This is a genomic window from Massiliimalia massiliensis (assembly GCF_900155615.1).
Taxonomy (GTDB): Bacteria; Bacillota; Clostridia; order Oscillospirales; family Ruminococcaceae; genus Massiliimalia; species Massiliimalia massiliensis.
The window spans coordinates 229,172-255,573 of record NZ_FUHT01000004.1; the positions used below are offsets into that span (position 1 = coordinate 229,172).

Genomic DNA, 26,402 nt, shown 5'->3' on the forward strand with positions numbered 1-26,402 from the left:
ACAGAGAATGAAAAGGGCGGAGACCCTTTTGATATAATTATGATTAGGGGGAAGAACAATGCTAGAAATGGAATTGTACAAACGCTGGGTTTCCCAGGATTTGGAGGACAGTGACCTAAAGGAAGAACTGGCGGCGATTACTGATGATGTAGAGAGCATCAAAGACCGCTTTTATAAGGATTTGGAATTTGGGACAGCAGGTCTTCGCGGAGTAATCGGCGCGGGTACAAACCGGATGAATATTTATGTGATCCGGCGTGCGACGCAGGGGTTTGCCGACTACATCAATGCGAAATATGATCACGGTACAGTTGCGATTGGGTATGACAGCCGGATCAAATCGGATGTGTTTGCAAAGGAAACCGCCTGTGTACTGGCAGCCAATGGGATCAAGGCTTATATTTATAAAGAGCTGATGCCGGTGCCGTGCCTTTCCTTTGCAGTGCGGCATTTGAAATGCAGCGCCGGGGTCATGGTAACAGCCAGCCACAACCCTGCAAAGTATAACGGCTACAAGGTATATGGGGACGACGGATGCCAGATTACGCTGGAGGGCGCCAACCAGGTGCTGGAGAATATCGGAAAGGTCGATATCTTTGACGGTGTGAAGCTGATGGCGTATGAGGAAGCAAAATCCGCCGGGATGATTGAGGTCATCTCTGATGATGTACTGGAGGCATTTTTAGACGCGATCCAGAAACAGTCGATCAATAAAGACGTTGTTAAGGAGGCGGGGCTTAAGGTTGTTTACACCCCGTTAAACGGCGCCGGGAACAAGCCGGTGCGCGCGATTCTGGAACGGATTGGGATTCAGAATGTCGTGGTCGTTCCAGAGCAGGAAAAGCCGGATGGAACGTTCCCGACCTGCCCTTTCCCGAACCCGGAAATTGCGGAGGCACTGGATTTGGGACTGAAGCTCTGTAAAAGGGAAAAGGCAGACCTTTTGCTCGCAACCGATCCGGACTGCGACCGCGTTGGAATTGCAGTCCCGAACCATGATGGGGAATATGTCCTGATTACCGGAAATGAAGTCGGCGCGATGCTGATGGAATATATCTGCTCCCAGCGGATTGCCAAAGGAATTATGCCGAAAGACCCGGTGGCGGTTTCCACCATTGTTTCCACAGCAATTGCTCAAAAGATCGCGGAACATTATGGTGTAGAGTTCCGTCAGGTGCTGACCGGTTTTAAATTTATCGGGGAACAGATTTACGGCCTGGAAGAGCTGGGGCATCCGGAACGGTATATTTTCGGCTTTGAGGAAAGCTACGGTTATTTGATCGGCACCCATGCGAGGGATAAGGACGCGGTTGTCGCTTCGATGATGATCTGTGAGATGGCAGCGTATCTCCGTTCAAAAGGGATTACCGTCCTGGAATATTTGGATGAAATCTACAAAACTTACGGTTTCTATTATCATACGCAGCAGAGCTTTACCTGTGAAGGGGCGGCCGGTATGGAGCGGATGAATGAGATTATGGCAAACCTCCAGCAGAACGTTCCAACCCAAATCGGCGGACTGAAGGTACTGCGTGTGGACAATTATATTACCGGGGAAAGCACCGACATGCTCACCGGAAACAGGGAAAAGCTTACGCTCCCGAATTCTGCGGTGCTGTTCTACCATCTGGAAGATGAGGCAAGCGTCTGCATCCGCCCGTCCGGTACGGAGCCGAAAATCAAAGCGTATTACACCACAGTAAAGGATGTCAGAGAAGACGCTTACGCACTCGACCGCGTACTGAAAGAGGACTTAACCAGAATTCTGGGATTCTAATTGACTGCGTGCGGAAGGAAAGGGGCAGTGCGCAATGAAAAAGCTTGTGGTTTTCTCTTGCTTTGCCCTGCTGCTCCTAACCGGCTTTTTTGTATTCGGGAATTTGGATGAAAAGCCGGAAACCACGGTGAGAAAGCTGGAATTCATAGATCGTATTGATGAGATTGTATCTATCGAGATTTCCAAAATGCCTTCGCCGCCTACAACGCATATAACAGAGTCCCAAGAACTGATTTTGGAGATTGCCGAGTATGTGAACCAGTATGAAGGGAGAAAAATCAAGCTGGAGCCCTATGGCGGCTGGGAAGTTAGCTTGACCGTTTATTATCAAGATCACACTGATAGCGGATGCAGCTTCTCAAGCGGCAGAATATCTGATTTCTCCGGAGAATATTTTTTGGTTGGCGATGACTTCCGGGAGCAGCTTCTCGCTTTCTATGAGCAGATGGAGCCTGTACAAGACGGCGGCAATAAATAAATAGAAAAAAGTCTTGCTTTTTGTTTTAGTTTATGATATGATATGTATTTGTGAGGACATCTCGAATGAGGTAGAATTCCTTATAAACGATGGCAAAATCTATCGTTTGCAGTATAAGAGGATTTGTGAGGTGAACAAGAATGAAAGAGGGAATCCATCCGGATTACAAACCGTGCAAAATTACTTGCGCGTGTGGGAATGTGATTGAAACCCGTTCCACCAAGGAAGATATCAGAGTAGAAATTTGTTCTAAATGTCATCCGTTCTTCACCGGAAGACAGAAACTGGTTGATACCGGCGGACGCGTTGACAGATTTAAGAAACGTTTTGGCATGAAATAAGGAGCCTATTGCGTGATTGAATCAGACTTTATAGAGCGGTGCAGAGTAATCTTTGCACCGCTTAAAGTTATTTTATGGCAGATCATAAGCGAAAAGGGGATGAAAACAGGATGGAAACCTCCTACCGGACGATCAGGGAATACGCAGAGGATGAATTTGTAGAGCGCAAGTCCCGGTTTATTGGGTCGGTCCAGCCATGCAAAACAGAGGAAGATGCCCTGCGGTTTATTGAGCAGAAAAGAAAACAGTACTGGGACGCGACTCACAACGTTTATGCCTATATCCTGCGGAACGGCGGACTGAAGCGCTGCTCCGATGACGGGGAACCGCAGGGAACGGCGGGACGCCCGGTTCTGGATGTGCTGGAAAAGGAAGGACTCACCGATATCTGTGTGATTGCCACCCGCTATTTCGGAGGGATCATGCTCGGCGCGGGCGGACTTGTCCGAGCCTATTCCCATACCTCAAAAATCGCTGTAGACGCGGCGGAAATCCTAAATTTGTCGGTTTGCTACCGGTATCGGATGTCGTTTGAATATCCGCTTTACGGAAAAATCAGCTATATTCTTCCGAACTACCCGCTTAAGGTCTTGGATTCCGATTTTGGCGAGCTGGTACGGATGGAGTTTTTGGTTCGTTATGACAGGAGGGAAGCTTTTCTCAAAGCTTTGACGGAACTGACAAACGGACAGGTTGTGCCGGAGGCGCTTGATTCCTGCTTTGAGGATCTCTAGCTTTGGAGAAACTGTCAAATTTGTATGTGATTCAAGAGGAAATCTGTATTTCTTTCTGATTTTATTTCTTTTTTTCATAAAAAGAAGGGATTGAAACTGTTCCCCTTGTATATATTATTAGTAACCAGAAAAGGAGAGGATTTGGAATGGATTTACAGCCGCGCCGTTATGCGGAAGAAATTGAACGGAAAATCCTGTCTCCTTATGCAACCTTAGTGATAGATTCTAAGGGCCGGAAAAGGCCGGAAACTCCCTGTCCCATCCGCACAGATTTTGCGAGAGACCGCGACAGGGTTATCCATTCTGCTTCTTTTCGTCGGTTAAAGCATAAAACACAGGTGTTTTTGGCGCCGTTGGGCGACCATTACCGAACCCGATTAACCCATACGCTGGAGGTCGCGCAGATTTCCCGGACGATTGCCAGAGCACTGCGGCTCAATGAGGATTTGACCGAGGCGATTGCCATGGGGCATGACCTGGGACATACGCCGTTCGGACACTCCGGCGAGAAGGCGTTGAGTTCCGTAGCGCCTTTCGAGTTTCATCATGCTCAGCAAAGCATCCGAGTGGTTGACCGGCTGGAACGGGACGGGAAGGGCCTGAACCTTACATATGAGGTGCGCAATGGGATTGCGACCCACTCTGACGGAGGCGCTGATGCGGCGACGCTGGAAGGAAAGGTTGTCGAATATTCAGACAAGATTGCCTATATCAATCATGATATTGAGGACGCGATCCGCGCCGGAATCCTGCGGCCGGAGGAACTGCCCTATGACTGCCTGTATGTCCTGGGCAGGACAAAAAGCGAGCGGATTTCGACGCTGATCGAATCGATTATTGAGAACAGTTTTGGGCAGAATCAAATCAGGATGAGCGATGAGGTATGGAAAGCGCACCGCAGCTTGCGGGATTTCATGTTCCAGTGTGTTTACCGCAATCCTCTTGCCAAGGGAGAGGAGAGCAAAGCGCAGGAGCTGCTGATCCAGCTTTACCGTTATTTTCAGAATCATACCGAAAAGCTGCCGGAGCCTTATCACAGCGTCATAGAAGAAGAGGGGCTTGACAGGGCGATCTGCGATTATCTGGCGGGGATGACTGATATCTATGCGATCAACCTTTACCAGCAGCTGTTTGTACCGAAGATGTTTGGATAGCAAGGGATAAAAATTTCCATGCGCCGGGCGGCTTATCTGAGATACAGAAGGAATGGAATAGCCTTTAGAAAGTACGGGTGACAGGATGAGAAGACGTCATATCGCACAGGGGCGTATTGTATGCGCGTGGATAGTCCTGCTGCTGTTTGCAGCAGGGATATGGTTGTTGCTTAGTTGGCTGGGCGTATTCGACTCCCATCCTCTGTCTCCGGAGGAGGCGGAGCAAAAATTCCAGATTACCCGCGTTCTCAGTACGGTTGACAAAAATGGAAACGGTGTGGATGACTACACTGATATCCTGTTGGGGGCAAAAAAGGATGCCGAGAATCACCCCAAATACAGCGCTGCCTATTACGCGGGCGGATATCCGCCGGAGGACGAGGGCTGCTGCGCTGATTTAGTGTGGCGGGCGTTTGACCATGCAGGCTATACGCTGAAGGATATGGTAGACGAGGATATTGCCGCACACACCGAGAACTATCCCGCTACCAACGGTACGCCGGATCCCAATATTGATTTCAGGCGGGTGCGCAATTTAAAGGTGTTTTTTGAACGCCATGCGGTTTCGCTGAGCTTAGACCCAACTAAAATAGAGGAATGGCAGCCGGGGGACATTGTGACCTTTGATGATCCGGGGCATATCGGGATTATTTCTGATCTTCGGAATGAAAAGGGAATCCCATACCTGCTCCACAATGCGGGACAGAAAGACCGGGAGGAGGACGCCTTGCTGCGGTATCATATCAGCGGGCATTTCCGGTTTGACGCTTCCCAATTGGAAGAAACGTAATCTCATCAATCGGATGACCAAAGAAGGAAAGGAGGGACAGAATGCCAATCCCAAAAAGCTTTATTCAGCAGCTATTAATGTACTGCGATATCGAGGATATTGTTTCCTCCTATCTGCCGTTAAAGCGGGAGGGGAAAAATCAGAAAACGCTCTGTCCGTTCCATTCCGAGAAAACGCCTTCGATGGTAATTTACCCGAACACCCAATCCTTTTACTGCTTTGGCTGCGGTGCGGGCGGTGATGTGATCAGCTTTATCATGCGGATTGAGAATCTCGACTATGTTGAGGCAGTCCACTTTCTCGCAAAACGGGTTGGGCTGACTGTACCAGAGGAAGGGGAAAGCGACCGGGCCGGACAGATAAAGGCAAGAATTTTGGAAATCAACCGGGAATCGGCACGCTTTTTCCATCATTGCCTTAAATCGCCGATGGGCAGGGCAGGATACGAATACTTCAAACAGAGACAGCTTTCTGACCAGACAATTGTAAAATATGGGCTTGGGTTTGCGCCGGATAGCTGGAACGCTCTGCGCGACCATCTGAGGAAGAAGGGCTTTACCTATGAGGAGATGGAGCAGGCTGCCGTTGTCCGGAAAGGGAGAAACGACAGTGTTTACGACCAGTTTCGAAATCGGGTCATGTTTCCCATTATTGACGTGCGCGGCAATGTGATTGCCTTTGGGGGAAGAGTGCTGGACGACAGCAAGCCTAAATATCTCAATTCAAACGATACGCTGGTTTTTAAAAAAAGCCGGAATCTTTTTTCCCTGAATTTTGCGAAAAACAGCAAGGAAAAACGGCTGATTCTGGCGGAAGGGTATATGGATGTAATCGCGATCCATGCCGCGGGATTTGAGAATGTTGTCGCAACGCTTGGAACCGCGCTGACCTCGGAGCAGTCCCGGCTGATTTCCAAATATGCGGAGGAAGTAGTCATCGCCTACGATTCGGATGAGGCTGGACAGAAGGCGACTCACCGGGCGATCAACCTGCTGTCCGAGGTGGGTGTTTCGACTAAAATCCTGAAGATGGAAGGGGCGAAAGACCCGGACGAATATATCAAAAAATTTGGCGCCAAACGCTTTGAAATCCTGCTCGACGCTTCCGGAGATGTAATTGAGTTTGAGCTGGGCAAGATCAAAAAGCAGTTTGACATTGAGGATACCAATGGGAAGGTGGAGTATACGCGGCGTTCTGTGTCTGTCCTTGCTTCGGTAAAAAACCGGCTGGAGCGTGAGGTTTATGCGGGATTGGTCGCCAAAGAGACGGGAGTGACTGTTGACAGCCTGATGGCGCAGGCGGACGCGCTGATCAAAAAAAGGCGGCGTGCTGAGGAAAAGAAAGAGTGGAATGTCATCCAGACAAATCAAAAGGTTCTGTCCGACCGGATCAATCCGGAAAAAGCTCGTCATCTGCGTGCGGCACGCGCGGAAGAAGGGATAATTGCACTGCTTTTGCGGTATCCTGATAGCTGCGGGGAGATTTTGTCAAAAATACGGGAAGAAGATTTTGTCACACAGTTTAATCAGTGCGTTTTTTCGCGTATCAATACCCTATTTCGTGCAAATAATGAGATTGGGCTATCTGATTTAAACCCCGATTTCAGCGAACCGGAATTTGACCGGATTGCCGCAATGGTGGCGGAATCAGAAAACGAAAATGCGGCGATCGCTATGTTGGAGGATTACATTTCCGTATTGCGGGAGTACAGGAGCAGCCTGAAAGCGCAGGATGTCAAAACACTGACGCCGGAAGATTTGGAACGGTACCGGCAGGAGAAAAGTTCCAGATAAAGAGATAGAAAGCAGGGCGATTTGCTCTGTTTGATATGATACAGATATTGATTGAGGGAGAATACGATATGGCTACAGAAAAAAAATCAACAGCGGTTGTTGACCTGATGGAACAGGGAAAGGCCAAGGGCAGGCTGACTGCGAAGGAGATTACGGACGCCCTGGAGGAGCTTGACTTTGACGCAGAGCAGATGGATAAACTCTATGATTCTCTGGAAAACCTGAACATTGAGATTGTCGACGACTATACCGCCGATGAGGATTTGGATTTTACCAAGGATGAAAACCTGAATCTGGAGCTGGAGAGCACGCTGGCATCTGAAGGGGTCAATATCGATGATCCGGTCAAGGTATATCTGAAAGAAATCGGCCGGGTTCCGCTGCTGTCTGCGGAAGAGGAGATCGAGCTTGCTACCCGGATGAACCAGGGAGATGCTGCTGCGAGAAAGCGCCTTTCTGAAGCGAATCTGCGGCTGGTTGTCAGTATTGCAAAACGGTACGTCGGGCGGGGAATGCAGTTTTTGGATTTGATTCAGGAAGGAAATCTCGGTCTGATTAAGGCAGTAGAGAAATTTGATTATACCAAGGGATTTAAATTCTCCACCTATGCGACCTGGTGGATTCGGCAGGCGATTACAAGGGCGATTGCCGACCAGGCGAGAACGATCCGGATTCCGGTTCATATGGTTGAGACTATTAACAAGGTGAAAAAGGTAAGCAGCCAACTGCTGCATAAAAACGGGCACGATCCAAGTGCGGAAGAAATTGCGGAAGTACTTGATATGCCGGTTGATAAAGTGCGTGAAATCATGCGTGCCGCGCAGGAACCCGTTTCGCTCGAAACTCCGATCGGGGAAGAGGAAGACAGCCATCTGGGCGATTTTATCCCGGATGACGACGCGCCTGCCCCGGCTGACGCCGCTTCGCACACCCTGCTGAAGGAACAGCTCGGCGAAGTGCTTGGAACACTGACAGAACGGGAAGAAAAGGTGCTGCGCTTACGCTTTGGCCTGGAGGATGGGAGAAGCCGGACACTGGAAGAGGTCGGAAAGGAATTTGACGTGACCCGTGAACGGATTCGTCAGATTGAAGCGAAAGCTCTGCGGAAGCTGCGGCATCCGAGCAGGAGCAAAAAGCTGAAGGATTTTATTGATTAAGCTGCTGTGTGTTCACCCTTTACTTTACTGTTTTTTTGTGTTATAATATACTCAATTCATCTCTAATTAAAACAGGACTGTGAATGGGGGAGAGATATGCATATCACGTTGGAAACGGATTATGCAATTCGAATTATATTATACCTTGCAAAGAGTGAGCAGCGCGCCGACGCTAAAAAAATTGCGGAGGAGACGGACGTTACCCTGCGTTTTGCTCTGAAAATTCTTCGCAAACTGGTAGCAAGTGAATTGGTAAAATCCTTTAAGGGCATTAAGGGCGGCTATGAAATTTCCCGTGCTCCGAAAAAAATTAGCTTGTATGATATCATCTGTGTGATAGAAGGGGATTGCTATTTGAGCCGATGCTTGGATGCGCAGATTGGCTGCAACCGGCAAAAGTCACGTACCTGCAAAGTGCGCAGGGAATTCCACCGGATTTCCAAGATGCTCCGGGACGAGCTTTCTGCTGTCACAGTTGATACTTTAATTTAGCAGGATACATAAAAGAGTCCATTTATCTTTTTTGATAAATGGACTCTTTTTCATTTCCTAGAAAAAATCTTTTCTGCGCTGTTTGCGCAGCTCGGAACGTTTCATCCCGGCTTCCCACTCCGCTTTTTCCTGCTCATTGGTCAGGAGCAGGCCGGGAACTGGAACGGGACGTTCCTGCTCGTCGATTGCAACCAGGACAAGATAGGCGTGGTTGATCGGACGCTTGTACCCATCCAGGTCTTCCACGAAGGTATCAACCCGAACCTCCATGGAAGTCCGGCCGACATATGTGATTTTACCGTTTAATACTACAATATCATTGACGTGCGCCGGAGCCTTGAAATGGAGCTTATCAATACACACCGTCGTCACATTGCGGTTGGAATGCCGCCGGGCAACTACGCCGGCAACCACATCGATCCATTCCATCAGCTTTCCGCCGAATAAACGGTTATAGCCGTTGATATGTTCTGATAAGACCATCTGTGTCTGTTCCGTCCGGGAGTCCGCCACATATTTTGCTTCTAATTCGGCCATATATTTTCTCCTTTTTCTGCAAGCAGCTTTTCTATAGATCCTGTTTTGCTTTTTATTATAGCACACTTTTATGAAAATATCATGTAAATCCAAGCGGTTTTTCTGCATGATGGGAGGACAACCGGATAAACTAAAGACAGAAATCACTTGAAAGGAACGAGAAAAATGAATCCAAGCCAAAAATTAGTATCCGATTGTATGAATCATAAAATCCATGAGCTGAAAGACTGTATGAACCGTCTTTGTGAGCGCGACTGCCAGCCTGCCAAACACGGAAATGTCTATAACGGAATGTTAAAAAGCTCTGTTGATTTTGAAATCACGCATATGGAACACCTCCGCGACGAATTAGTAGATCTACTGGGAAACACTCAGGAGAAATAGGAAAAAGAGGGCCTGCCAAGAAATGGCGGGCTCTCTGCTCATTTCAGGAATAGTATGGCTATCTATTTGTTTTTTCAGCAGCTTCCGGAAGCAGATCGATCACAACCAGCTCCGGCCGGTTAAAGATACGGGGAACCAAGGTGCTTTCCCGGGCCAGTCCGCGGCTGACGATCATCGTCGTGCTGCCAAGCTGATAAGCGCCGCCCGCATATTTCGGAAACAGTCCCTGATCCGGTGCGAGCAGCCCGTTTAGGATACCCGGTATTCGCCACTGGCCGCCATGAGCGTGACCTGCAAGAACCAAATCAAAACCAATTTCCCGGTACAGATCGGCAAGCTCTGGACGATGCGTTAGCAGAAGGGTAAGCTTTGTGGGGTCGGCAGACAAATAAGCATGTTCGGCTTGTACTTTGATTTCTTCCATGCCGATATATGTGGGATCGTCAATTCCGCAAAGATTAACCGCGCTCCCATTTGCCTCAAAGATTTGGCAATCGCCCTCCAGGACGGTGATCCCCTGATCCCTGATCCAATCCTTGAGCGTTTCGATCTCTCCGCTCCAAAATTCATGGTTTCCCGATACATAGAAGCAGGGGTATTTTTGAGCTATCCGGCTCAGGAAAATTCTGCTGTTTTGATGCGGAACTTCATCGTCGAAGATGTCGCCGCCCAACAGAATAATATCCGGCTGCTGTTCCTCTACAGCCTGTACCAGTGTTTCCTGGCTGGTTCCGTACCTGCAGGAATGCAGGTCTGTGATCAGCGCGATTCGGAGAGGCTCTCCTATCTTTTCGTTCTCAATCCGGTAGGAGACAATTTTAAGCCTGGAGGAATCCAGAATCACAAGAATCAGCAGCAGGCCAAGGACGATTAGAATCATTACCGTGACCTTTCTTCTCTTTGTTTTCATGGTTTCACTTTCTTTGTTAGGAATAATTTACTGTGAAATACGGCATTATTTTTAACAGTATATCATACTTTTTTGCGGCACGCTACCCCGTGACAATAAAAATCCGTCCGGGCTGTGAACCAGCAGGACGGATTTTTTGATAGCATTTATGATTACTGATTGTTCTTCTGTGCCTGTTTTGCTTCGATTTCAGCGATGGCATCTTTCCTGGAAAGATTGATCCGTCCCTGGTCGTCGATCTCAACAACCTTGACAACAATTTCATCTCCGACAGAAACAACATCTTCAACCTTTTCTACACGGTGGTTTTCCAGCTTGGAGATATGAACCAGACCTTCTTTGCCCGGAGCGATTTCAACAAACGCGCCGAAATTCATCAGGCGGGTGACAACCCCTTTATAGATCGCACCGACTTCTGGATCCATGGCAATGGTTTCAACCATATAGAGCGCGCGTCTTGCATTACCAAGATTCACACCCATGATAACACACAGGCCGTCATCGTCAATATCGATCTTGACATCGCATTCTGCGCAGATTTTCTGGATTACGCTGCCGCCTTTTCCGATAACGTCTTTGATTTTATCAACCGGCAGTTTGGTCTGGAGCACTTTCGGAGCAAATTCGCCGACGGTCTCACGCGGAGCAGGAAGGGCCTTGAGCATGATTTCATCGAGAATATAGTTTCTGGCCTTTTCGGTTTTTTCAAACGCTTCCCGGATGATATCCATCGTCAAACCATCGACCTTGATGTCTACCTGGATCGCGGTGATACCCTTATGGGTTCCGCCGACCTTAAAGTCCATGTCGCCATAGAAGTCTTCCAGCCCCTGGATATCAACCATGGTGGTAAAGGATCCGTCTTCTTTGGTGATCAGCCCGCAGGAAATCCCTGCAACCGGCGCCTTGATCGGAACGCCTGCATCCATCAGGGCAAGGGTGGAACCGCAGATAGAGCCCTGGGAGGTAGAACCGTTAGAGGATAATACTTCGGACACCACGCGGATTGCGTACGGGAATTCTTCCAGGGAAGGGAGCACCGGAACGAGCGCCTTTTCCGCCAAAGCGCCATGGCCGATTTCACGGCGTCCAGGCCCTCTGCTCGGACGGGTTTCGCCTACGGAATAGGACGGGAAATTATAGTGGTGCATATAGCGCTTGGTGGAATTTTCATCAATCCCATCCAGATTCTGGATGTCACGGATCGGCCCTAGGGTCGCGACAGAGAGCACCTGAGTCTGTCCCCGGGTAAAGAGGCCGGAACCGTGTACACGCGGCAGAACGCCGACTTCAGAAGCAAGCGGGCGAATTTCATCCATCTGGCGTCCGTCTACACGCTTGCCTTCAAACAGCCATTCACGGACGATCTTTTTCTGCAGCTTATACATGCATTCGTCCAGCTTGACCTGAGATTCCGGATATTTTTCTTCCAGTTCAGTATATACTTTTTCATAAATCGGGAGCAGCCGTTCGTCACGGACAAGCTTGTTGTCCGTATCGAGAGCCAGCTTAGTATCCTCGTAAGCGATTGCGGCGACATCGTCAAACATATCGTGCGGGACTTCCTGGGATTCAAAGGTGAATTTTTCTTTTCCGATTTCAGCCTGAATAGACGCGATAAAGTCGACCATTTTTTTGATTTCTTCATGGCCTGTCTCGATCGCCTTGAGCATGGTTTCGTTATCCACTTCGTTGGCCCCGGCTTCAATCATGACCACCTTGTCTCTGGAACCGGCGACGGTCAGGTTTAGGTCGGACTTTTCTCTCTGCGCCGTAATGGGGTTTAACACGATTTCGCCGTCTACCAAACCGACGCTGATGGTAGCAATCGGGCCGTTAAACGGTACGTCAGAAATGCTGACTGCGATTGACGCGGCGATGGAACCGGCAATTTCCGGAGAATTGTCGATATCGGTTGCAAGCACGGTCATCACAATCGAAACATCATTGCGCATGTCTTTCGGGAAAAGCGGGCGCATCGGGCGGTCCACCATACGGGAGGTGAGGATTGCGTTTTCACTGGGACGCGCCTCTCTTTTCAGGAAGGAACCCGGAATTTTGCCCACAGAATAGAGCTTTTCTTCATAGTCGACAGAGAGCGGGAAGAAATCTACCCCATCTCTTGGCTTGGCAGATGCGGTAACGTTTGCCATGACAACGGTATCGCCATAGCGAACCCAACAGGAGCCGTTGGAAAGCTCGCAGGTTTTGCCGGTTTCCACAATGAGCGGCCGGCCGGCATAGGTTGTTTCAAATGTTCTTGGATTGTTCAGCATACTTTTGCCTCCTTGAATTTTCGGCCGGCGCCGGGTCAGGGCGGCAGGGTTAGCAATAAATCCTGCCCTCAAGCGGAGTGTTAAGGGTACGATTTAATGCTAAATACCTACCGTTTTACGGTTTGCCAGCCATGATTGTTTGATTTTTTTGCTGCTGCGGCCATACGGATAAAAACACGAAAAGGCAGATGTTTCCATCTGCCTTACAGCGTGAATCCTACTTACGTAAACCTAATTTGGCAATTACAGCACGGTAACGTTCGATATCTTTTTTCTTCAGATAACCGAGCAGATTACGGCGGTGACCAACCATTTTCAGAAGGCCTCTTCTGGAGTGATGGTCATGCGGGTGCGCTTTAAAGTGCTCCTGCAAATCGTTGATTCTCTTGGTCAGAACAGCGATCTGTACTTCCGGAGAGCCAGTGTCGGTTTCGTGCAGACGGTTATCCGCGATAACCGCGTTTTTTTCTTCTTTTCTCAGCATAGTTTCACCTCATTAAAATTCTGCCTTGTCGGAGTAAGGGGCAGATGAACTCCCGTTTGACAGGCTTGTCAAACCTATTGGGCTTAATCCCGCAAACCACGGCAAAGTAAATATATTATACCATAATGGAAAAGGTTTGTAAAGAAATAATTCAGAACTTTTTCCATCATTTTTATAATACCTCTTTTTCTGCGGAAAATCAAGAGCCGGGCTGTCCTTTTTTGGCATGCTGGCGCAGATGGAATATTGATCTCAGCGGCAAAATATGATATAATAATTTGAATCATGCATATGAGACAGTCATGGAGAAAACAGCTCCGAAACGGATTTGATAAAATGAAGATTATTGGAATTGACCCCGGCTATGCGATTGTCGGCGTTGGGATTGTGGAATACCGCAATTCTCGATTTACCACTCTGGATTATGGCGCGATCACGACAGACGCGGGAACAGAATTTGCGGCGCGGCTGCGAATCATTTATGAGGACTTTACCCAGATCATCGAAATGCATAAACCGGACGCAGTTGCCATTGAGAAGCTTTTCTTTACCACCAACCAAAAAACCGCGATTGATGTCGCGCAGGCAAGAGGCATTATCCTTCTGGTGGCAAGCCTGCACAATGTACCCTGCTATGAATACACTCCGCTTCAGGTGAAGCAGGCTGTCGTTGGGTACGGCAAGGCGGTAAAAACGCAGGTGCAGGAGATGACAAAGCAGCTTTTAAACCTGAAAGCCGTCCCAAAGCCGGACGATGTGGCGGACGCGCTGGCAATTGCGATCTGTCATGCGCATACGGCGCCGTCACTGATGAATTTTAAAAAATTTGAAGAATGGAAATAAATTGTCCAGGAAAGAAGAACAAATATGATTTATAGTTTAAAAGGAACGCTCCGGGTTTCAGAACCGAATTTTGTCGTGGTGGATGTAGGCGGAGTCGGCTTTGGGGTGAAAACCACGCTGACTACCCTTTCCCGTCTCCCTTCGATTGGGGAAGAGGTGTTCTTATATACCTATCTGAATGTCCGGGAGGACGCGATGGATTTATACGGCTTCTCCGAGCAGTCTGAGCTTGCGTGCTACAGGATGCTGATCGGGGTAAACGGCGTTGGGCCGAAAGCGGCGCTGTCCATCCTCTCCGATCACACTCCGGAGCAGTTTGCGCTCTGCGTGGCCTCGGGCGATGCCAAGAGCCTGACCAGAAGCGCGGGCGTTGGGCTGAAAACGGCCCAACGGATTGTGCTGGAATTAAAGGATAAGGTGTCAAAGGAACAGGTGGCCGATGGTGTAACCGGACGGATGGCGCCTGCTTCAGCCGGGATTGCAACCGGAAACGCGGCGGAAGCGATCAGCGCACTGGTGGTATTGGGCTATGCCCAGTCCGAGGCGGCGGCCTTCATCGCTTCCATGGACCCGTCTGCTTCGGTAGAAGATATGATTAAAGCCGGGCTGAAGGGCCTGGCCGGAAATCTGTAAGGGGGGAGTGGTATCGTGTTTGAAAACAGCAAGGAAACAGATTTTGAAAACCGGATGATCGCTCCCGAATTTACGCAGGAAGACGTAGACGTAGAGTTCTCCCTCCGGCCAAAGACGCTGGATGAATATATCGGCCAGGAAAAGGTGAAGGAAAATCTTTCGATTTTTATTCAGGCCGCGAAGGCGAGGGACGAGGCGCTTGACCATGTGCTGCTTTACGGCCCGCCGGGACTTGGCAAGACCACTCTTTCCAACATTATTGCCAACGAGATGAATGTTAACATCAGGGTGACGTCCGGGCCGGCGATTGAAAAGCCGGGTGATTTAGCGGCGCTTTTAACCAACCTCAATCAGAACGACGTTTTGTTTATTGATGAAATCCACCGGCTTTCGCGTGCGGTAGAGGAGGTGCTCTATCCGGCAATGGAGGATTTCGCGCTGGATATTATCATCGGGAAGGGGCCGGCGGCTCGATCCATTCGAATTGACCTGCCGAAGTTTACGTTGGTGGGCGCGACGACACGCGCCGGGCAGCTTACCTCGCCGCTGCGCGACCGGTTCGGAATGCTCCTGCGGCTGGAGCTTTATACCCCGGAGCAGCTCTGCGATATCATTATGCGCAGCGCCGGAATATTGGAGATTGACTGCGAGACGGAAGGCGCGCTGGAGCTTGCGAAGCGTTCCCGGGGGACGCCGCGTGTAGCGAACCGCCTGCTCAAGCGGGTGAGGGACTTTGCTCAAGTGTTGGGCAACGGCGTGATTACCCGGGAGATTGTGGATGTTGCGCTGAAACGGCTGGAGATTGACGATCTGGGACTGGATACCAATGATATCCGGATGCTGACCACAATTATCCGCAATTATAACGGCGGGCCGGTCGGGCTGGAAACGCTGGCGGCAGCGCTCGGTGAGGAGGCGGTTACGCTGGAGGATGTCTGCGAGCCGTATCTGATGCAGCTTGGATTTTTATCCCGGACGCCGAGGGGACGGTGTGCAACGCCGCTTGCCTACAAGCATTTAGGCATTTTGAAGGACGGACAGCAGCTTCTGTAAGTAGAGAAGCGATACGATATTGAGGATACTAAGGAGAGAAATTCATGGGTAGATTGTTTGGAACAGACGGCGCAAGAGGAATTGCGAATGATAGCCTGACCTGCGAGCTCGCGATGCAGATTGGGCGTGCGGCGGCACAGGTGCTGATCCGCCAGGCCAGGAGAAGGCCAAAAATCATCATCGCACAGGACACGAGACTGTCCTCACAGATGCTGGTAAGCGCGCTGTCCGCCGGGATTTGCTCGGTGGGAGTGGACGTGGAGATGCTGGGCGAGCTGCCGACGCCGGCTGTCGCATGGCTTGTTGGAGAATATTCCGCAGATGCCGGCGTTATGGTGAGCGCTTCCCATAATCCTGCGGAATTTAACGGGATTAAGCTCTTTTCCCGTACCGGCTATAAGCTCCCGGATGATGTAGAAAATGAGATTGAACGGCTGATCCTGGACGCGCCGGAGGAAATTGCGCTGGCTTCCCCGATGAAGCTGGGCAGGGTGTACCGGCGCGATTCCGCGATGCTTGACTATATTGACCATGTGGTTGACACGGTAGAGGACGATTTTACCGGCATACAGGTTGCACTGGACTGCGCAAACGGTTCAGCCTCCCGGACAGCCGAAACTCTGTTCACCCAGCTTGGAGCGGACGTCCATGTGCTGCATGCGTCCCCGACAGGACTGAATATCAATAAAAACTGCGGTTCTACCCATATGGACAGCCTGCGGCGGTTTATGCTCGACAATCATTGCAATGTGGCGTTTGCCTTTGACGGGGACGCCGACCGGTGTCTGGCGCTGGATGAAAACGGGGAACTGGTGGACGGCGATCAGCTTATGGCGATTTGCGCGAACGATCTGAAGCAGCGCGGGCGGCTGAACGAGAACACGTTGGTTGCAACGGTCATGTCTAATTTCGGGATGCATAGTTTTGCGAGAGAGCAGGACATCAACCTTGTCTGCACCACGGTCGGCGACCGGTACGTGCTGGAGGAAATGCTGAAATACGGCTATGTAATCGGCGGGGAACAATCCGGGCATATTATCTTTAAGGAGTTTGCACAGACTGGCGACGGACAACTGACCGCAGTGCAGGTTCTGAGCATCTTAAAACGTTCCGGAAAGAAGATGTCGGAGCTGGCTTCGGTGATGAAAAAGGCGCCGCAGGTCTTAAAAGGCGTCGAGATTGCGCAGGACGGCAAAAAGCTGCTTGCGACCAACGGGACAATCAAGAAGAAGATTTCTGAGGTGCAGGCGGCGCTGGGAGAAACCGGGCGGGTGCTGGTGCGTGCCTCCGGGACAGAGCCGCTGATCCGCGTGATGGTAGAGGGGGATGACACCGCCCTGATTGAACGCTGCTGTGACGAGGTGTGCGCTGTGATTGAAGCGGAGAAGGAAGTATAAAGGAGAATTCATGAGAGCAACAAGGGATTGGAAGGATTACCGGATTATCGATACATCAAACGGAGAAAAGCTGGAGAATTGGGGAGGAGTATTATTGATCCGCCCCGATCCCCAGATCATCTGGGATACGCCGAGGGAGAATCTCTCCTGGAACAGGGCTTCCGGACATTATATCCGTTCGAGTAAAGGCGGTGGGCATTGGGACTTTCAGAAACAGGTGAAGGGAAGCTGGAATATTTCTTACCGGGATTTGAAATTCCTTATCCGGCCGACCGGATTTAAGCATACGGGATTGTTTCCGGAGCAGGCGGTCAACTGGGATTACTTTGACAGAAAAATCCGTGCGGCGGGTCGCCCGGTAAAGGTGCTCAATCTCTTTGCCTACACGGGCGGGGCAACCTTGGCCTGCGCGAATGCGGGAGCCTCGGTCTGCCATGTGGACGCCTCCAAGGGAATGGTCGCCTGGGCAAGGGAAAACGCCGCGCTTTCCGGACTTTCGGACAAGCCGGTGCGCTGGATTGTAGACGACTGCGAAAAGTTTGTCGCCAGGGAGATCCGGCGGGGGAACCGCTATGACGCAGTAATCATGGATCCGCCTTCCTATGGCCGGGGGCCGGGAGGCGAGGTCTGGCAGCTTGAGGAGCAGGTTTACCATCTGGTTTCTCTGTGCGGCCAGGTGCTGTCGGAAAATCCTCTGTTTTTCGCACTGAATTCCTATACGACGGGACTATCGCCCTCGGTTATGGAATACCTGCTGGGCGTTACTATTGGAAGCCGGCATTCGGGAATTGTTTCGGCGGACGAGATCGGGCTTCCGGTTGAGGAGAGCGGATATATCCTTCCCTGCGGTTCCACAGCGCTTTGGGAAGCGGAATAGGGAAAAGAAAAAGGAGCGGTGACGGTGAAAGACTTGATTCTGGCCGAGCATTTGCATTTTGAATATGTCAGGGAAGAAGAGGAAAACATCCTTGTGCTGAACGATATTGACGTATCAATCCATCAAGGGGAATTTGTGGCGATCCTGGGGCATAACGGTTCTGGGAAATCCACCCTGGCCAAGCACTTCAATGCGGTTTTGCTGCCGACAAGCGGTAGGGTTTTGGTCGATGGAGTGGATACCGCGGATCAGGAGCATCTGTTTGATATCCGGCAGAAGGTCGGGATGGTGTTCCAGAACCCGGACAACCAGATTGTAGCGACCATCGTCGAGGAAGACGTTGCGTTTGCGCTGGAAAACCTTGGCGTGGAGCCGGAGGAAATCCGGCGGCGGGTGGACGAGGCATTGAAAACAGTTGATATGTATGAATTTAAAGAGCATGCGCCGCATCAGTTATCCGGCGGGCAGAAGCAAAGGATTGCGATTGCGGGAGTCATTGCAATGCGCCCGGAATGCGTTGTGCTGGACGAGCCTACCGCGATGCTTGACCCGAAGGGAAGGCGGGAGGTTCTGCGGACTGTGATGGAGCTTAACCGTGACTACGGGACGACGGTCGCGCTGATTACCCACTATATGGATGAGGCTGTCCATGCTGACCGGGTGATCGTAGTCGACCATGGAGACGTGGTGATAACCGGTACGCCCCGGGAAATTTTTTCTCAGGTCGAGAAAATGAAGGAGCTGGGGCTGGATGTTCCCCAGGTAACAGAGCTCTGTTACCGCCTCAAGCAAGAGGGCGCTCCCGTACCGGACGATGTGATTACCGAGGATGAATGTACGGCGGCGCTGGAGCAGCTTTTGGCATAGGGACGGAGACAGGAAAAGACTTTCCGGCACGGACAGATCGATGCTGTGACCGGAAAAGAAGAAAGGCTGAGAACAAACGTGGCAATTATAAAGACCGAGCATCTTTCTCATTTATATAGTGCCGGAACCCCTTTTGAAAAGGCGGCGATTGAGGATGTAAGCGTTGAAATCGAACCAGGTGAATTTATCGGAGTAATCGGGCATACCGGTTCAGGAAAATCAACACTGATCCAGCATTTTAACGGGCTTCTGCAGCCCACCTCCGGAAAAATTTATGTTGATGGAAAAGATATCTGGGATGAAAAAAACAAGAAGAATATCCGGGATGTCCGGTTCCAGGTAGGGTTGGTGTTTCAATATCCGGAATACCAGCTCTTTGAGGAAACGGTATACAAGGATATTGCGTTTGGACCGGGGAATATGGGGCTTTCCAAAGAGGAAATCCATACCCGCGTGATGGAAGCGATGGATTTTGTCGGGCTGAAAGGAAAATATGCGGAAAAGAGCCCGTTCGACCTTTCCGGCGGACAGAAGCGCCGGGTTGCAATCGCGGGTGTAATCGCGATGCGTCCGAAGGTTTTGATCCTGGATGAGCCGACTGCCGGACTGGATCCCAAGGGCAGGGACAAAATTCTGGGCCAGATTCGGGAATACCACCAGCAGACGGGCAGCACCGTTTTGTTGGTGTCGCACAGCATGGAGGATATTGCGAAATATGCCGAAAAGGTACTGGTGATGAACCATGCCAAGGTATTCGATTACGATACTGTCGAACGGGTTTTTTCGAAAAACGAGGAGCTCACCAGAATGGGGCTTTCCGTTCCACAGGTCAGCAAGGTGTTCCACCAGCTCCGTGCGGCGGGATATCCGGTTTCGGAAAATGTCTATACTGTCGATCAGGCAGAGGCTGATATCCTGCGCCTGTTAAAAGCCAAAGGGGGTGCCGGCCGTGCTTAGAGATATTACCATTGGGCAGTATTTCCCGGGCAAGTCTGTCATTCATCGGATGGATCCGCGGATGAAGCTCATTTTATCAATCGCCTATATTGTGATGCTGTTCTGCGTGGGAAATGAAGCTGGATTTCTGATTCCAGTTATCTTCCTCATCGCGGCAATCTGGATCAGCAAAATCCCGTTTATCATGGTGCTCAAGGGCGTCAAGCCGATTCTTCCGCTCATCATCTTTACCGCGGTGTTAAACATCTTTTTTGTTACCGGCGAGCCGCTTGTAAAGCTTGGCTTCATCACCATTACGGTGGATGGAATTATTGTAGCGCTGAAGATGGTCATCCGGATTATCTTCCTGATCATGGGGACTTCTCTGCTGACCTATACGACCTCGCCGATCGCTTTGACCGATGCGATTGAACAGCTTTTGCGGCCGCTGAATAAGATTCATTTTCCGGTGCATGAGATGGCGATGATGATGACGATTGCGCTCCGTTTTATTCCGACCCTGATCGAGGAGACGGACAAGATCATGTCCGCGCAGAAGGCCAGGGGAGCTGATATGGAATCCGGCGGACTGATGCAGCGCGCCAAGGCGCTTGTCCCAATCCTGATCCCGCTGTTTATCTCCGCGTTCCGCCGCGCTGAGGAGCTGGCGCTTGCTATGGAATGCCGGTGTTACCGGGGCGGAGAAGGAAGGACTAGGATGCGCCAGCTCCATTACAGCAGCCTGGACTGGTACGGCGCAGCAGTAATGGCGGTCTGTTTTGCCGGGGTGATCCTGCTGAATATTTTTGTACCGGCGTTTGTTTAGCTTTAGAAAGGGAGTTACATGAGAAACCTGTTGTTTGAGATCGCATACCGCGGGACAAATTACCACGGCTACCAGGTACAGCAAAATGCCGTATCGGTGGCGCAGGTGCTCCAGGATGCGATTGAGTCGGTTGTTGGAAGCCGGGAACCGATCACCGGATGTTCCCGGACGGATACCGGCGTACATGCGAATTCCTTTTACTTTAATATGAAAACGGAAAGCCTGATCCCAGAGAACCGGTTTCCGGTTGCATTAAACCATGCTCTGCCCGGCGATATTGCGGTAAAAAGCTGCCGGCAGGTGCCAATGGAATTCCATGCCAGATACCAGTGCAGGGAGAAAGAATACCTTTATCAGCTCTGGAATTCAGAGATTAAGAATCCGTTTTTAGAAGGGCTTGCCTGCGAATATAAATATCCGATGGATGTCGAATTGATGCATCAGGCGGCACAGGGTTTTGTGGGGACATATGATTTTAAGGCGTTCTGTGCGGCAGGCGGAAAAGAAATTGAAACGACCCGGACGGTTTACAAAGCATCTGTTTACCGGAAAGGGGAACATCTGGTCTGTTTCAGGATATCGGGGAACGGCTTTTTATACCACATGGTGCGGATTATGGCCGGCACCCTGCTGGAAATCAACGAAGGGAAAATCCCACCGGATTCGGTTCGGGATATCATTTTGAGCAAAGACCGAACACGGGCGGGACGTACCGCCAAACCAGAGGGCTTGTACCTCAATCGCGTAGAATATGGAGATGAATGGTTTGGGAAAAGCATATGATGTTGAGGCATTTCGTAAGAAAAAAATCAAGAAAAAGCGGTATAGGAAATTCCTGACGGGATTTCTGATTGTGATTCTGGTGGTTGCCGCAGGACTGCTGGTGAAGGAATGGATGGACAGCGAAGCGGCTCAGAAGGAGGAAGCGGCGGAGTTTCCGATCAATTTGAAGGGGGAATCCCCGATTTCGCTCAAGACGACGGAAGACAGTCTGGTCGTGACGACTGAAGGCGTAGTTAATTTTTACTCCAAGCTTGCGCAGAGGCAAAACAGCGTGGTGCATGGCTTTTCAAAGCCGGTGACACAGACAGCCGGAAAATATGCCCTGACCTATGACCATGGAGGCTATACGCTCCGGCTGGATACCAAAAACGGCACAGCTAAGACGCTGAAACTGAAAAACTCGATTCTATTTGCACAGGTGCAGGAGGACGGGATGGTAGCGGTCGCTTATGCGGACAGCAGCTACACTAGCGGACTGAGCGTTTACAACAGCAATTTGGATGAACCGGTCTGCACCTATTATATGAACGAATATATCATGGCACTGGACTTTTCCAGCAAGGAGAGCTGTGTGATTGCAGCCCAGACGACCAACGGAAGCTCCTTTGCCAGTGTGGTTTATAAAATTTTCTTCAACCAGGAGAAGGAAGTATTTAAAAAGGAATACCAGACTTCAATGATTGTTTCCTTGTCGGTGAAGGATGACGGGGTGATTGTTTTGGCCTGTGAGCAGGAGATCCTGATGCTCAATAGGGAGGGGGAAAAGCTCGGTTCCTATTCCTATCCGGGAACGCTTTCCCTGCTGGATCAATCCCAAAAGGACAAGGTGGTAGTCGGGGTTATCAACGCAACCGATCCTAATGCAACCGACCTTGTCTGTGTTGACCTTGACGGAAAACAGGCGGCTTCGGTCACTACCTCCGAGCGAGCGGTAGGACTGACCTGTACAGATAACCGGATTTATGCCATGACTAAGTCGGACGTGTTAGTATACTCCGAGGAATTGGAAAAGCTGGATTCCTATCAAAACAAAAATGAAAGCAAATATCTGGCTGTACTGAACGGACAAATTTTTGGGTTGTCCGACGACCGGCTGGAGGAATTATCGTAAATTTGGAACAGAGAGGGAACAGATGACCAATTTATTACCAATTATTATTGATGCTGTAATTGTTTTATCGGCGGCTCTGATGGTTTGGCTGGGTTACCGGCGGGGCTTTATCCGTACGGCGATTTATGCGGTGGGGTACCTGGCTTCCGCGGTGATCGCTTCCGTCGTGGGAAAGTGGCTGGGAGAGCTGATTACCGGCTGGTGCAGGACGCCGCTGGTGGAATACACTGCAGGAAAAATCGGAACAGAAACCGGCTCACTGACTGAATCAGTTGAGGCGATGTATAGCCGGGCGCCGGTTCTGCTTCAAAATTGGATGAACCATTTTGGGTCGGCAGAGGAATTGGCGGAAAAAATTTCCTCATCAGCAGAATCAGCTGCACAGAACGCTGCCGGAGGGATTACCGACTATGTCCTTTTGCCGATTGTTTCCGGAATTGCGGGTATCGTCCTGTTTTTTGTTTTATTTTTTGTGTGCTGTTTTCTGGTGCGCAAAATCGCCTATATCAGTGGGGTTGTGGATTATGTTCCGATTGTAAGCGGGCTTAATCACCTGGCCGGCGGGCTGATCGGAATTGTACAGGCGGCGGTAGTGGGATTCCTGCTGGTGCTGGTTGTCAGTTTGGTTTTGCTCTGTGTGCCAAATGGTGCTGAAATTGCAGAAAAAACCTATATTTTTGGATGGTTAAACGGATGGATGCCATTTTTCCGTTTAAGCTAATAGATAAAGAAATATGAAAAGAAAAGGAAGCGGTTGCTTCAGAAGTGGAGACAAAATGATGAGTATCCCAAACATTCTCTCCTTGGGCCGGTTGATCCTGGTACCGGTTTTTGCAGTATTATTTTTTGCAGCGCCCGAGTATAGCTGGACTGCGGCGCTGGTGCTGCTGGTATCAGGAATCACTGACTTTTTGGACGGCTTTATCGCCAGAAAATACAATCAGATTACCCAGCTTGGCAAAATCCTGGATCCGCTGGCTGACAAGCTGACGCAGCTTTCAGTCTGCATTTGTTTAGCAATTAGACATAAAGAATTTATAATTATTCTATGCCTCCTGGTGATAAAAGAGTTTATAATGTTAATAGCAGGATACCGCCTGCTGCGGGACGGCCACAAGCTGCCCTCTTCCAGATGGTTTGGCAAGGTTTCCACCGTTGTATTCTATATTGTAATGATCTATGCGGTGTGGAATGCCAGAATTCCATCTTCTACATTGGGATTGCTTGTGTGGATTATGCTGATTTTTGCCGCGCTGGCTTTTATCCTCTATATACCAGAATTCTTTAAGCTGAAGAAGAAGGAGACCGGCGGACAGGTGACATGTAAAGAAATATGGAAGGCTTCGGTAGAAAAGCAGGACGACAAAGGACGTCAATCGTAAGACAACAGATTGATTCAAGGAGAAAGAACGAATGATTTGCAGCAGATGTAAAAAAAGAATGGCAGTGTTGTTCATTTCAAAAATGGAAGGGGATAAGACTGTCAATGAAGGCCTGTGCTTAAAATGCGCCAAGGAAATGGGAATTCCGCAGGTGGATTCCTTGATGGAGCAGATGGGCCTGACAGACGAAGATATTGAACAGATGAGCGACCAGATGATGGATCTCATGGATGGGGACTCCTTTGAAATGGGCGGGATGGATACAATGCCGCCTTTTTTGCAGAACATGTTTTCGAACCAGCCGCAATCTGATGAAATAGAAAAAGAACCGCACGAAATCGTATCGGTTTCGGAAGAAGCGGAGAAGGCCGGCGGTACTCCAAAACGCCGGAACAGCAAGAATAAAGAGGCAAAACGGAAATTTTTAACAGCTTATTGTACCAACCTGACGGCAAGGGCGGAGCGGGGCGAGCTTGACGAGGTGATCGGACGGGACAGCGAGATTTACCGTGTGATCCAGATCCTGAGCCGCCGGACTAAAAACAACCCCTGCCTGATTGGGGAACCGGGCGTTGGAAAAACAGCGATTGCAGAGGGAATTGCCCAGCGGATTGTAAGGGGCGACGTCCCGTTCCGTTTGCAGGATAAAGAATTATATCTGCTTGATATGACCGCGCTGGTTGCCGGGACGCAGTTCCGGGGTCAGTTTGAAAGCCGGGTCAAGGGTCTGATTGACGAGGTGAGAAAGGCCGGAAATATCATCCTGTTTATTGACGAGGTGCACACCATTGTTGGAACTGGGGACTCTGAGGGCTCGATGAGCGCCGCGAATATTTTAAAGCCGGCGCTTTCCCGCGGGGAAATCCAGGTAATCGGCGCGACCACCTTTAACGAATACCGGAAAAACATTGAAAAGGATTCCGCACTGGAGCGCCGTTTCCAGCCTGTGAAGGTGCAGGAGCCAAGCATGGAGGATACGCTCAGGGTCTTGCTGGGGGTAAAAAAATACTATGAAGCGCACCACAAGGTGAAGGTGTCCGATTATATTGCGCATCTGGCTGTCACCATGTCGGAGCGCTATATCACCGACCGTTACCTGCCGGATAAGGCGATTGACCTGCTGGATGAGGCGTGTTCCTGCTGTTCGATCCGCAATGCGGATTTGACTGATTATGAAAAGCTCAATCGGCAGCTGAAGGAGCTTAATGATCGGCTGGAGGAGCTGGAAGCTGACCCGGAGGCAATGGATTATGAAAAAATTGCCAAAACAAGGGCGGACTTGATTGTTGTAAAGGAAAAGCTCAAGGAAATCGAACCGCGTATCGCCAATATCCAGGTTGAGGTTTCGGATATTGCACGGGTGATTGAGTTATGGACGGGAATTCCGGCAGCAAAAATCCAGGAGAATGAATACAAGAAATTGGCATCATTAGACGACCGTTTAAGGGCAAAGATAATAGGGCAGGACGAAGCAATTCACGAAGTTGCAAACGCAATCCGCCGCAGCCGTGTACAGCTATCCAAAGTAAAACGTCCGGCTTCCTTTATCTTTGTTGGACCGACCGGTGTAGGGAAAACCCAACTGGTGAAAGTTTTATCCGAAGAATTATTCGATTCGGTCGAGCCTCTCATTCGATTGGATATGACCGAATATATGGAGAAGCATTCTGTCTCAAAACTGATCGGTTCGCCTCCGGGCTATGTAGGATATGATGAAGCCGGGCAACTGACTGAAAAGGTCAGGAGAAAACCGTATTCCGTAATTTTATTCGATGAAATCGAAAAGGCACATCCTGATGTTCTGAACATTTTGCTTCAGATTTTGGATGAAGGCCGGGTGACTGACGCCCAGGGAAGAACGGTGAGCTTTGAAAATACAGTCGTCGCGATGACCTCGAACGCAGGCTCTTCTGAAAAGGGAGGGATCGTCGGGTTTAACCGGACTGTAGGTGAGCTGGCAAAGGAAAAGGCATTGAAAGCGCTTGGTGAATTTCTACGTCCTGAATTTTTGGGCAGAGTGGACGAGGTAATCGTCTTTAACACGCTGACCCAGGACGACCTGATGAAGATTACCGGCCTGATGCTGGATGAACTGAAAGAACCGCTCAATGATAAGGGAATCCGTTTCGCTTATGACGCCAAAGCGCTGGAAGCAATCACTGCCCTGGCGGAAGGCGGGAAATATGCGGCAAGGGATTTGCGCAAAGTAATCCGCCGGGATGTGGAAGATAAGATCGCAAACCTTCTCATTGAGCAGTATGAAAATCCGCCGCAGCTTTTGGCTTTAACTGCTGAGGCTGGAAAAATCACACTGCAGACAGAGAGTCTTTCCTAAAACGGTAGAATTTATCAGATTAGCTCAGTTTTTTTACAGTTTTGTCATGATT

The 26,402-nt window shown here is 50.0% G+C and carries 27 protein-coding genes; 23 read left to right on the forward strand and 4 right to left on the reverse strand.

Annotated elements, in window-relative coordinates:
- Window positions 1-58 precede the first annotated feature (58 nt).
- The 9 genes from CZ360_RS09540 (at window position 59) to CZ360_RS09580 (ending at window position 8,716) form a co-directional block, all read left to right on the forward strand.
- Window positions 59-1,777, forward strand: a complete 1,719-nt coding sequence (locus tag CZ360_RS09540; RefSeq protein ID WP_077533981.1) for a phospho-sugar mutase — start codon at window positions 59-61, stop codon at window positions 1,775-1,777.
- 34 nt (window positions 1,778-1,811) lie between these two features.
- Window positions 1,812-2,255 carry a hypothetical protein gene (locus tag CZ360_RS09545; RefSeq protein WP_077533982.1) on the forward strand — a complete coding sequence of 148 codons (444 nt, stop codon included), beginning with the start codon at window positions 1,812-1,814 and terminating at the stop codon, window positions 2,253-2,255.
- Window positions 2,256-2,395: 140 nt separating this feature from the next.
- Entirely contained in the window at window positions 2,396-2,596 is a 201-nt protein-coding gene (gene rpmE, locus CZ360_RS09550) for a 50S ribosomal protein L31 (protein WP_077533983.1), read from the forward strand.
- A gap of 74 nt (window positions 2,597-2,670) precedes the next feature.
- The gene (locus tag CZ360_RS09555; protein ID WP_077533984.1) at window positions 2,671-3,330 is read left to right on the forward strand and encodes an IMPACT family protein; all 660 of its coding nucleotides are present in this window, start codon (window positions 2,671-2,673) and stop codon (window positions 3,328-3,330) included.
- Between the two features lie 146 nt (window positions 3,331-3,476).
- Window positions 3,477-4,484 carry a deoxyguanosinetriphosphate triphosphohydrolase gene (locus tag CZ360_RS09560; protein ID WP_077533985.1) on the forward strand — a complete coding sequence of 336 codons (1,008 nt, stop codon included), beginning with the start codon at window positions 3,477-3,479 and terminating at the stop codon, window positions 4,482-4,484.
- An 85-nt stretch (window positions 4,485-4,569) separates the two neighbouring features.
- Window positions 4,570-5,274, forward strand: coding sequence for a DUF1287 domain-containing protein (locus CZ360_RS09565; protein ID WP_077533986.1), 705 nt, complete (start codon window positions 4,570-4,572; stop codon window positions 5,272-5,274).
- Between the two features lie 41 nt (window positions 5,275-5,315).
- The gene (gene dnaG, locus CZ360_RS09570) at window positions 5,316-7,067 is read left to right on the forward strand and encodes a DNA primase (RefSeq protein WP_077533987.1); all 1,752 of its coding nucleotides are present in this window, start codon (window positions 5,316-5,318) and stop codon (window positions 7,065-7,067) included.
- Window positions 7,068-7,135: 68 nt separating this feature from the next.
- On the forward strand, window positions 7,136-8,224 hold the full coding sequence (gene rpoD, locus CZ360_RS09575) for an RNA polymerase sigma factor RpoD (protein WP_077534801.1): 1,089 nt from the start codon (window positions 7,136-7,138) through the stop codon (window positions 8,222-8,224).
- Between the two features lie 96 nt (window positions 8,225-8,320).
- Window positions 8,321-8,716: an RrF2 family transcriptional regulator gene (locus tag CZ360_RS09580; protein WP_077533988.1), complete on the forward strand. Its 396-nt coding sequence runs from the start codon at window positions 8,321-8,323 to the stop codon at window positions 8,714-8,716.
- A 57-nt stretch (window positions 8,717-8,773) separates the two neighbouring features.
- On the opposite strand, the gene CZ360_RS09585 is transcribed toward CZ360_RS09580, so the two are convergent.
- Window positions 8,774-9,253, reverse strand: coding sequence for an acyl-CoA thioesterase (locus CZ360_RS09585; protein WP_077533989.1), 480 nt, complete (start codon window positions 9,251-9,253; stop codon window positions 8,774-8,776).
- A gap of 165 nt (window positions 9,254-9,418) precedes the next feature.
- Here CZ360_RS09585 and CZ360_RS09590 point away from each other — a divergent pair, with 165 nt between their 5' ends.
- A complete protein-coding gene (locus CZ360_RS09590; RefSeq protein ID WP_077533990.1) occupies window positions 9,419-9,637 on the forward strand; it encodes a hypothetical protein in 219 nt (72 codons plus the stop codon).
- A gap of 58 nt (window positions 9,638-9,695) precedes the next feature.
- Here CZ360_RS09590 and CZ360_RS09595 read toward each other — a convergent pair whose 3' ends face one another.
- From CZ360_RS09595 to rpsO, 3 genes are all read right to left on the reverse strand, one after another.
- Window positions 9,696-10,517, reverse strand: a complete 822-nt coding sequence (locus tag CZ360_RS09595) for a metallophosphoesterase (protein ID WP_229408038.1) — start codon at window positions 10,515-10,517, stop codon at window positions 9,696-9,698.
- A gap of 182 nt (window positions 10,518-10,699) precedes the next feature.
- Complete coding sequence (locus CZ360_RS09600) at window positions 10,700-12,823, reverse strand: polyribonucleotide nucleotidyltransferase (RefSeq protein ID WP_077533992.1); 2,124 nt, start codon at window positions 12,821-12,823, stop codon at window positions 10,700-10,702.
- 217 nt (window positions 12,824-13,040) lie between these two features.
- On the reverse strand, window positions 13,041-13,307 hold the full coding sequence (gene rpsO, locus CZ360_RS09605) for a 30S ribosomal protein S15 (RefSeq protein WP_077533993.1): 267 nt from the start codon (window positions 13,305-13,307) through the stop codon (window positions 13,041-13,043).
- 336 nt (window positions 13,308-13,643) lie between these two features.
- Between rpsO and ruvC the strand changes: the two genes are divergently transcribed.
- From ruvC to CZ360_RS09670, 13 genes are all read left to right on the forward strand, one after another.
- Window positions 13,644-14,150, forward strand: coding sequence for a crossover junction endodeoxyribonuclease RuvC (ruvC, locus tag CZ360_RS09610; protein ID WP_077533994.1), 507 nt, complete (start codon window positions 13,644-13,646; stop codon window positions 14,148-14,150).
- Between the two features lie 24 nt (window positions 14,151-14,174).
- Window positions 14,175-14,783, forward strand: a complete 609-nt coding sequence (ruvA, locus tag CZ360_RS09615; protein WP_077533995.1) for a Holliday junction branch migration protein RuvA — start codon at window positions 14,175-14,177, stop codon at window positions 14,781-14,783.
- Window positions 14,784-14,837: 54 nt separating this feature from the next.
- Window positions 14,838-15,836, forward strand: coding sequence for a Holliday junction branch migration DNA helicase RuvB (ruvB, locus tag CZ360_RS09620; protein WP_077534802.1), 999 nt, complete (start codon window positions 14,838-14,840; stop codon window positions 15,834-15,836).
- A gap of 44 nt (window positions 15,837-15,880) precedes the next feature.
- The gene (gene glmM, locus CZ360_RS09625) at window positions 15,881-17,233 is read left to right on the forward strand and encodes a phosphoglucosamine mutase (RefSeq protein ID WP_077533996.1); all 1,353 of its coding nucleotides are present in this window, start codon (window positions 15,881-15,883) and stop codon (window positions 17,231-17,233) included.
- 10 nt (window positions 17,234-17,243) lie between these two features.
- Window positions 17,244-18,110: a class I SAM-dependent methyltransferase gene (locus CZ360_RS09630; RefSeq protein WP_077533997.1), complete on the forward strand. Its 867-nt coding sequence runs from the start codon at window positions 17,244-17,246 to the stop codon at window positions 18,108-18,110.
- A gap of 24 nt (window positions 18,111-18,134) precedes the next feature.
- The gene (locus tag CZ360_RS09635) at window positions 18,135-18,977 is read left to right on the forward strand and encodes an energy-coupling factor transporter ATPase (protein WP_077533998.1); all 843 of its coding nucleotides are present in this window, start codon (window positions 18,135-18,137) and stop codon (window positions 18,975-18,977) included.
- A 78-nt stretch (window positions 18,978-19,055) separates the two neighbouring features.
- Entirely contained in the window at window positions 19,056-19,934 is an 879-nt protein-coding gene (locus CZ360_RS09640; RefSeq protein ID WP_077534803.1) for an energy-coupling factor transporter ATPase, read from the forward strand.
- Window positions 19,927-20,739, forward strand: coding sequence for an energy-coupling factor transporter transmembrane component T family protein (locus CZ360_RS09645; protein ID WP_077533999.1), 813 nt, complete (start codon window positions 19,927-19,929; stop codon window positions 20,737-20,739). The genes CZ360_RS09640 and CZ360_RS09645 overlap by 8 nt, the downstream gene beginning before the upstream one ends.
- Window positions 20,740-20,757: 18 nt before the next feature.
- Window positions 20,758-21,522, forward strand: a complete 765-nt coding sequence (gene truA, locus CZ360_RS09650) for a tRNA pseudouridine(38-40) synthase TruA (RefSeq protein ID WP_077534000.1) — start codon at window positions 20,758-20,760, stop codon at window positions 21,520-21,522.
- A complete protein-coding gene (locus CZ360_RS09655) occupies window positions 21,506-22,633 on the forward strand; it encodes a DUF5711 family protein (protein ID WP_159438221.1) in 1,128 nt (375 codons plus the stop codon). The genes truA and CZ360_RS09655 overlap by 17 nt, the downstream gene beginning before the upstream one ends.
- 22 nt (window positions 22,634-22,655) lie before the next feature.
- Complete coding sequence (locus CZ360_RS09660) at window positions 22,656-23,354, forward strand: CvpA family protein (RefSeq protein ID WP_077534002.1); 699 nt, start codon at window positions 22,656-22,658, stop codon at window positions 23,352-23,354.
- Between the two features lie 55 nt (window positions 23,355-23,409).
- Window positions 23,410-24,015 carry a CDP-alcohol phosphatidyltransferase family protein gene (locus CZ360_RS09665; RefSeq protein ID WP_159438222.1) on the forward strand — a complete coding sequence of 202 codons (606 nt, stop codon included), beginning with the start codon at window positions 23,410-23,412 and terminating at the stop codon, window positions 24,013-24,015.
- A 31-nt stretch (window positions 24,016-24,046) separates the two neighbouring features.
- Window positions 24,047-26,350 (forward strand): ATP-dependent Clp protease ATP-binding subunit, encoded by a 2,304-nt coding sequence (locus CZ360_RS09670; protein WP_077534004.1) that lies wholly within the window; start codon window positions 24,047-24,049, stop codon window positions 26,348-26,350.
- Window positions 26,351-26,402 lie beyond the last annotated feature (52 nt).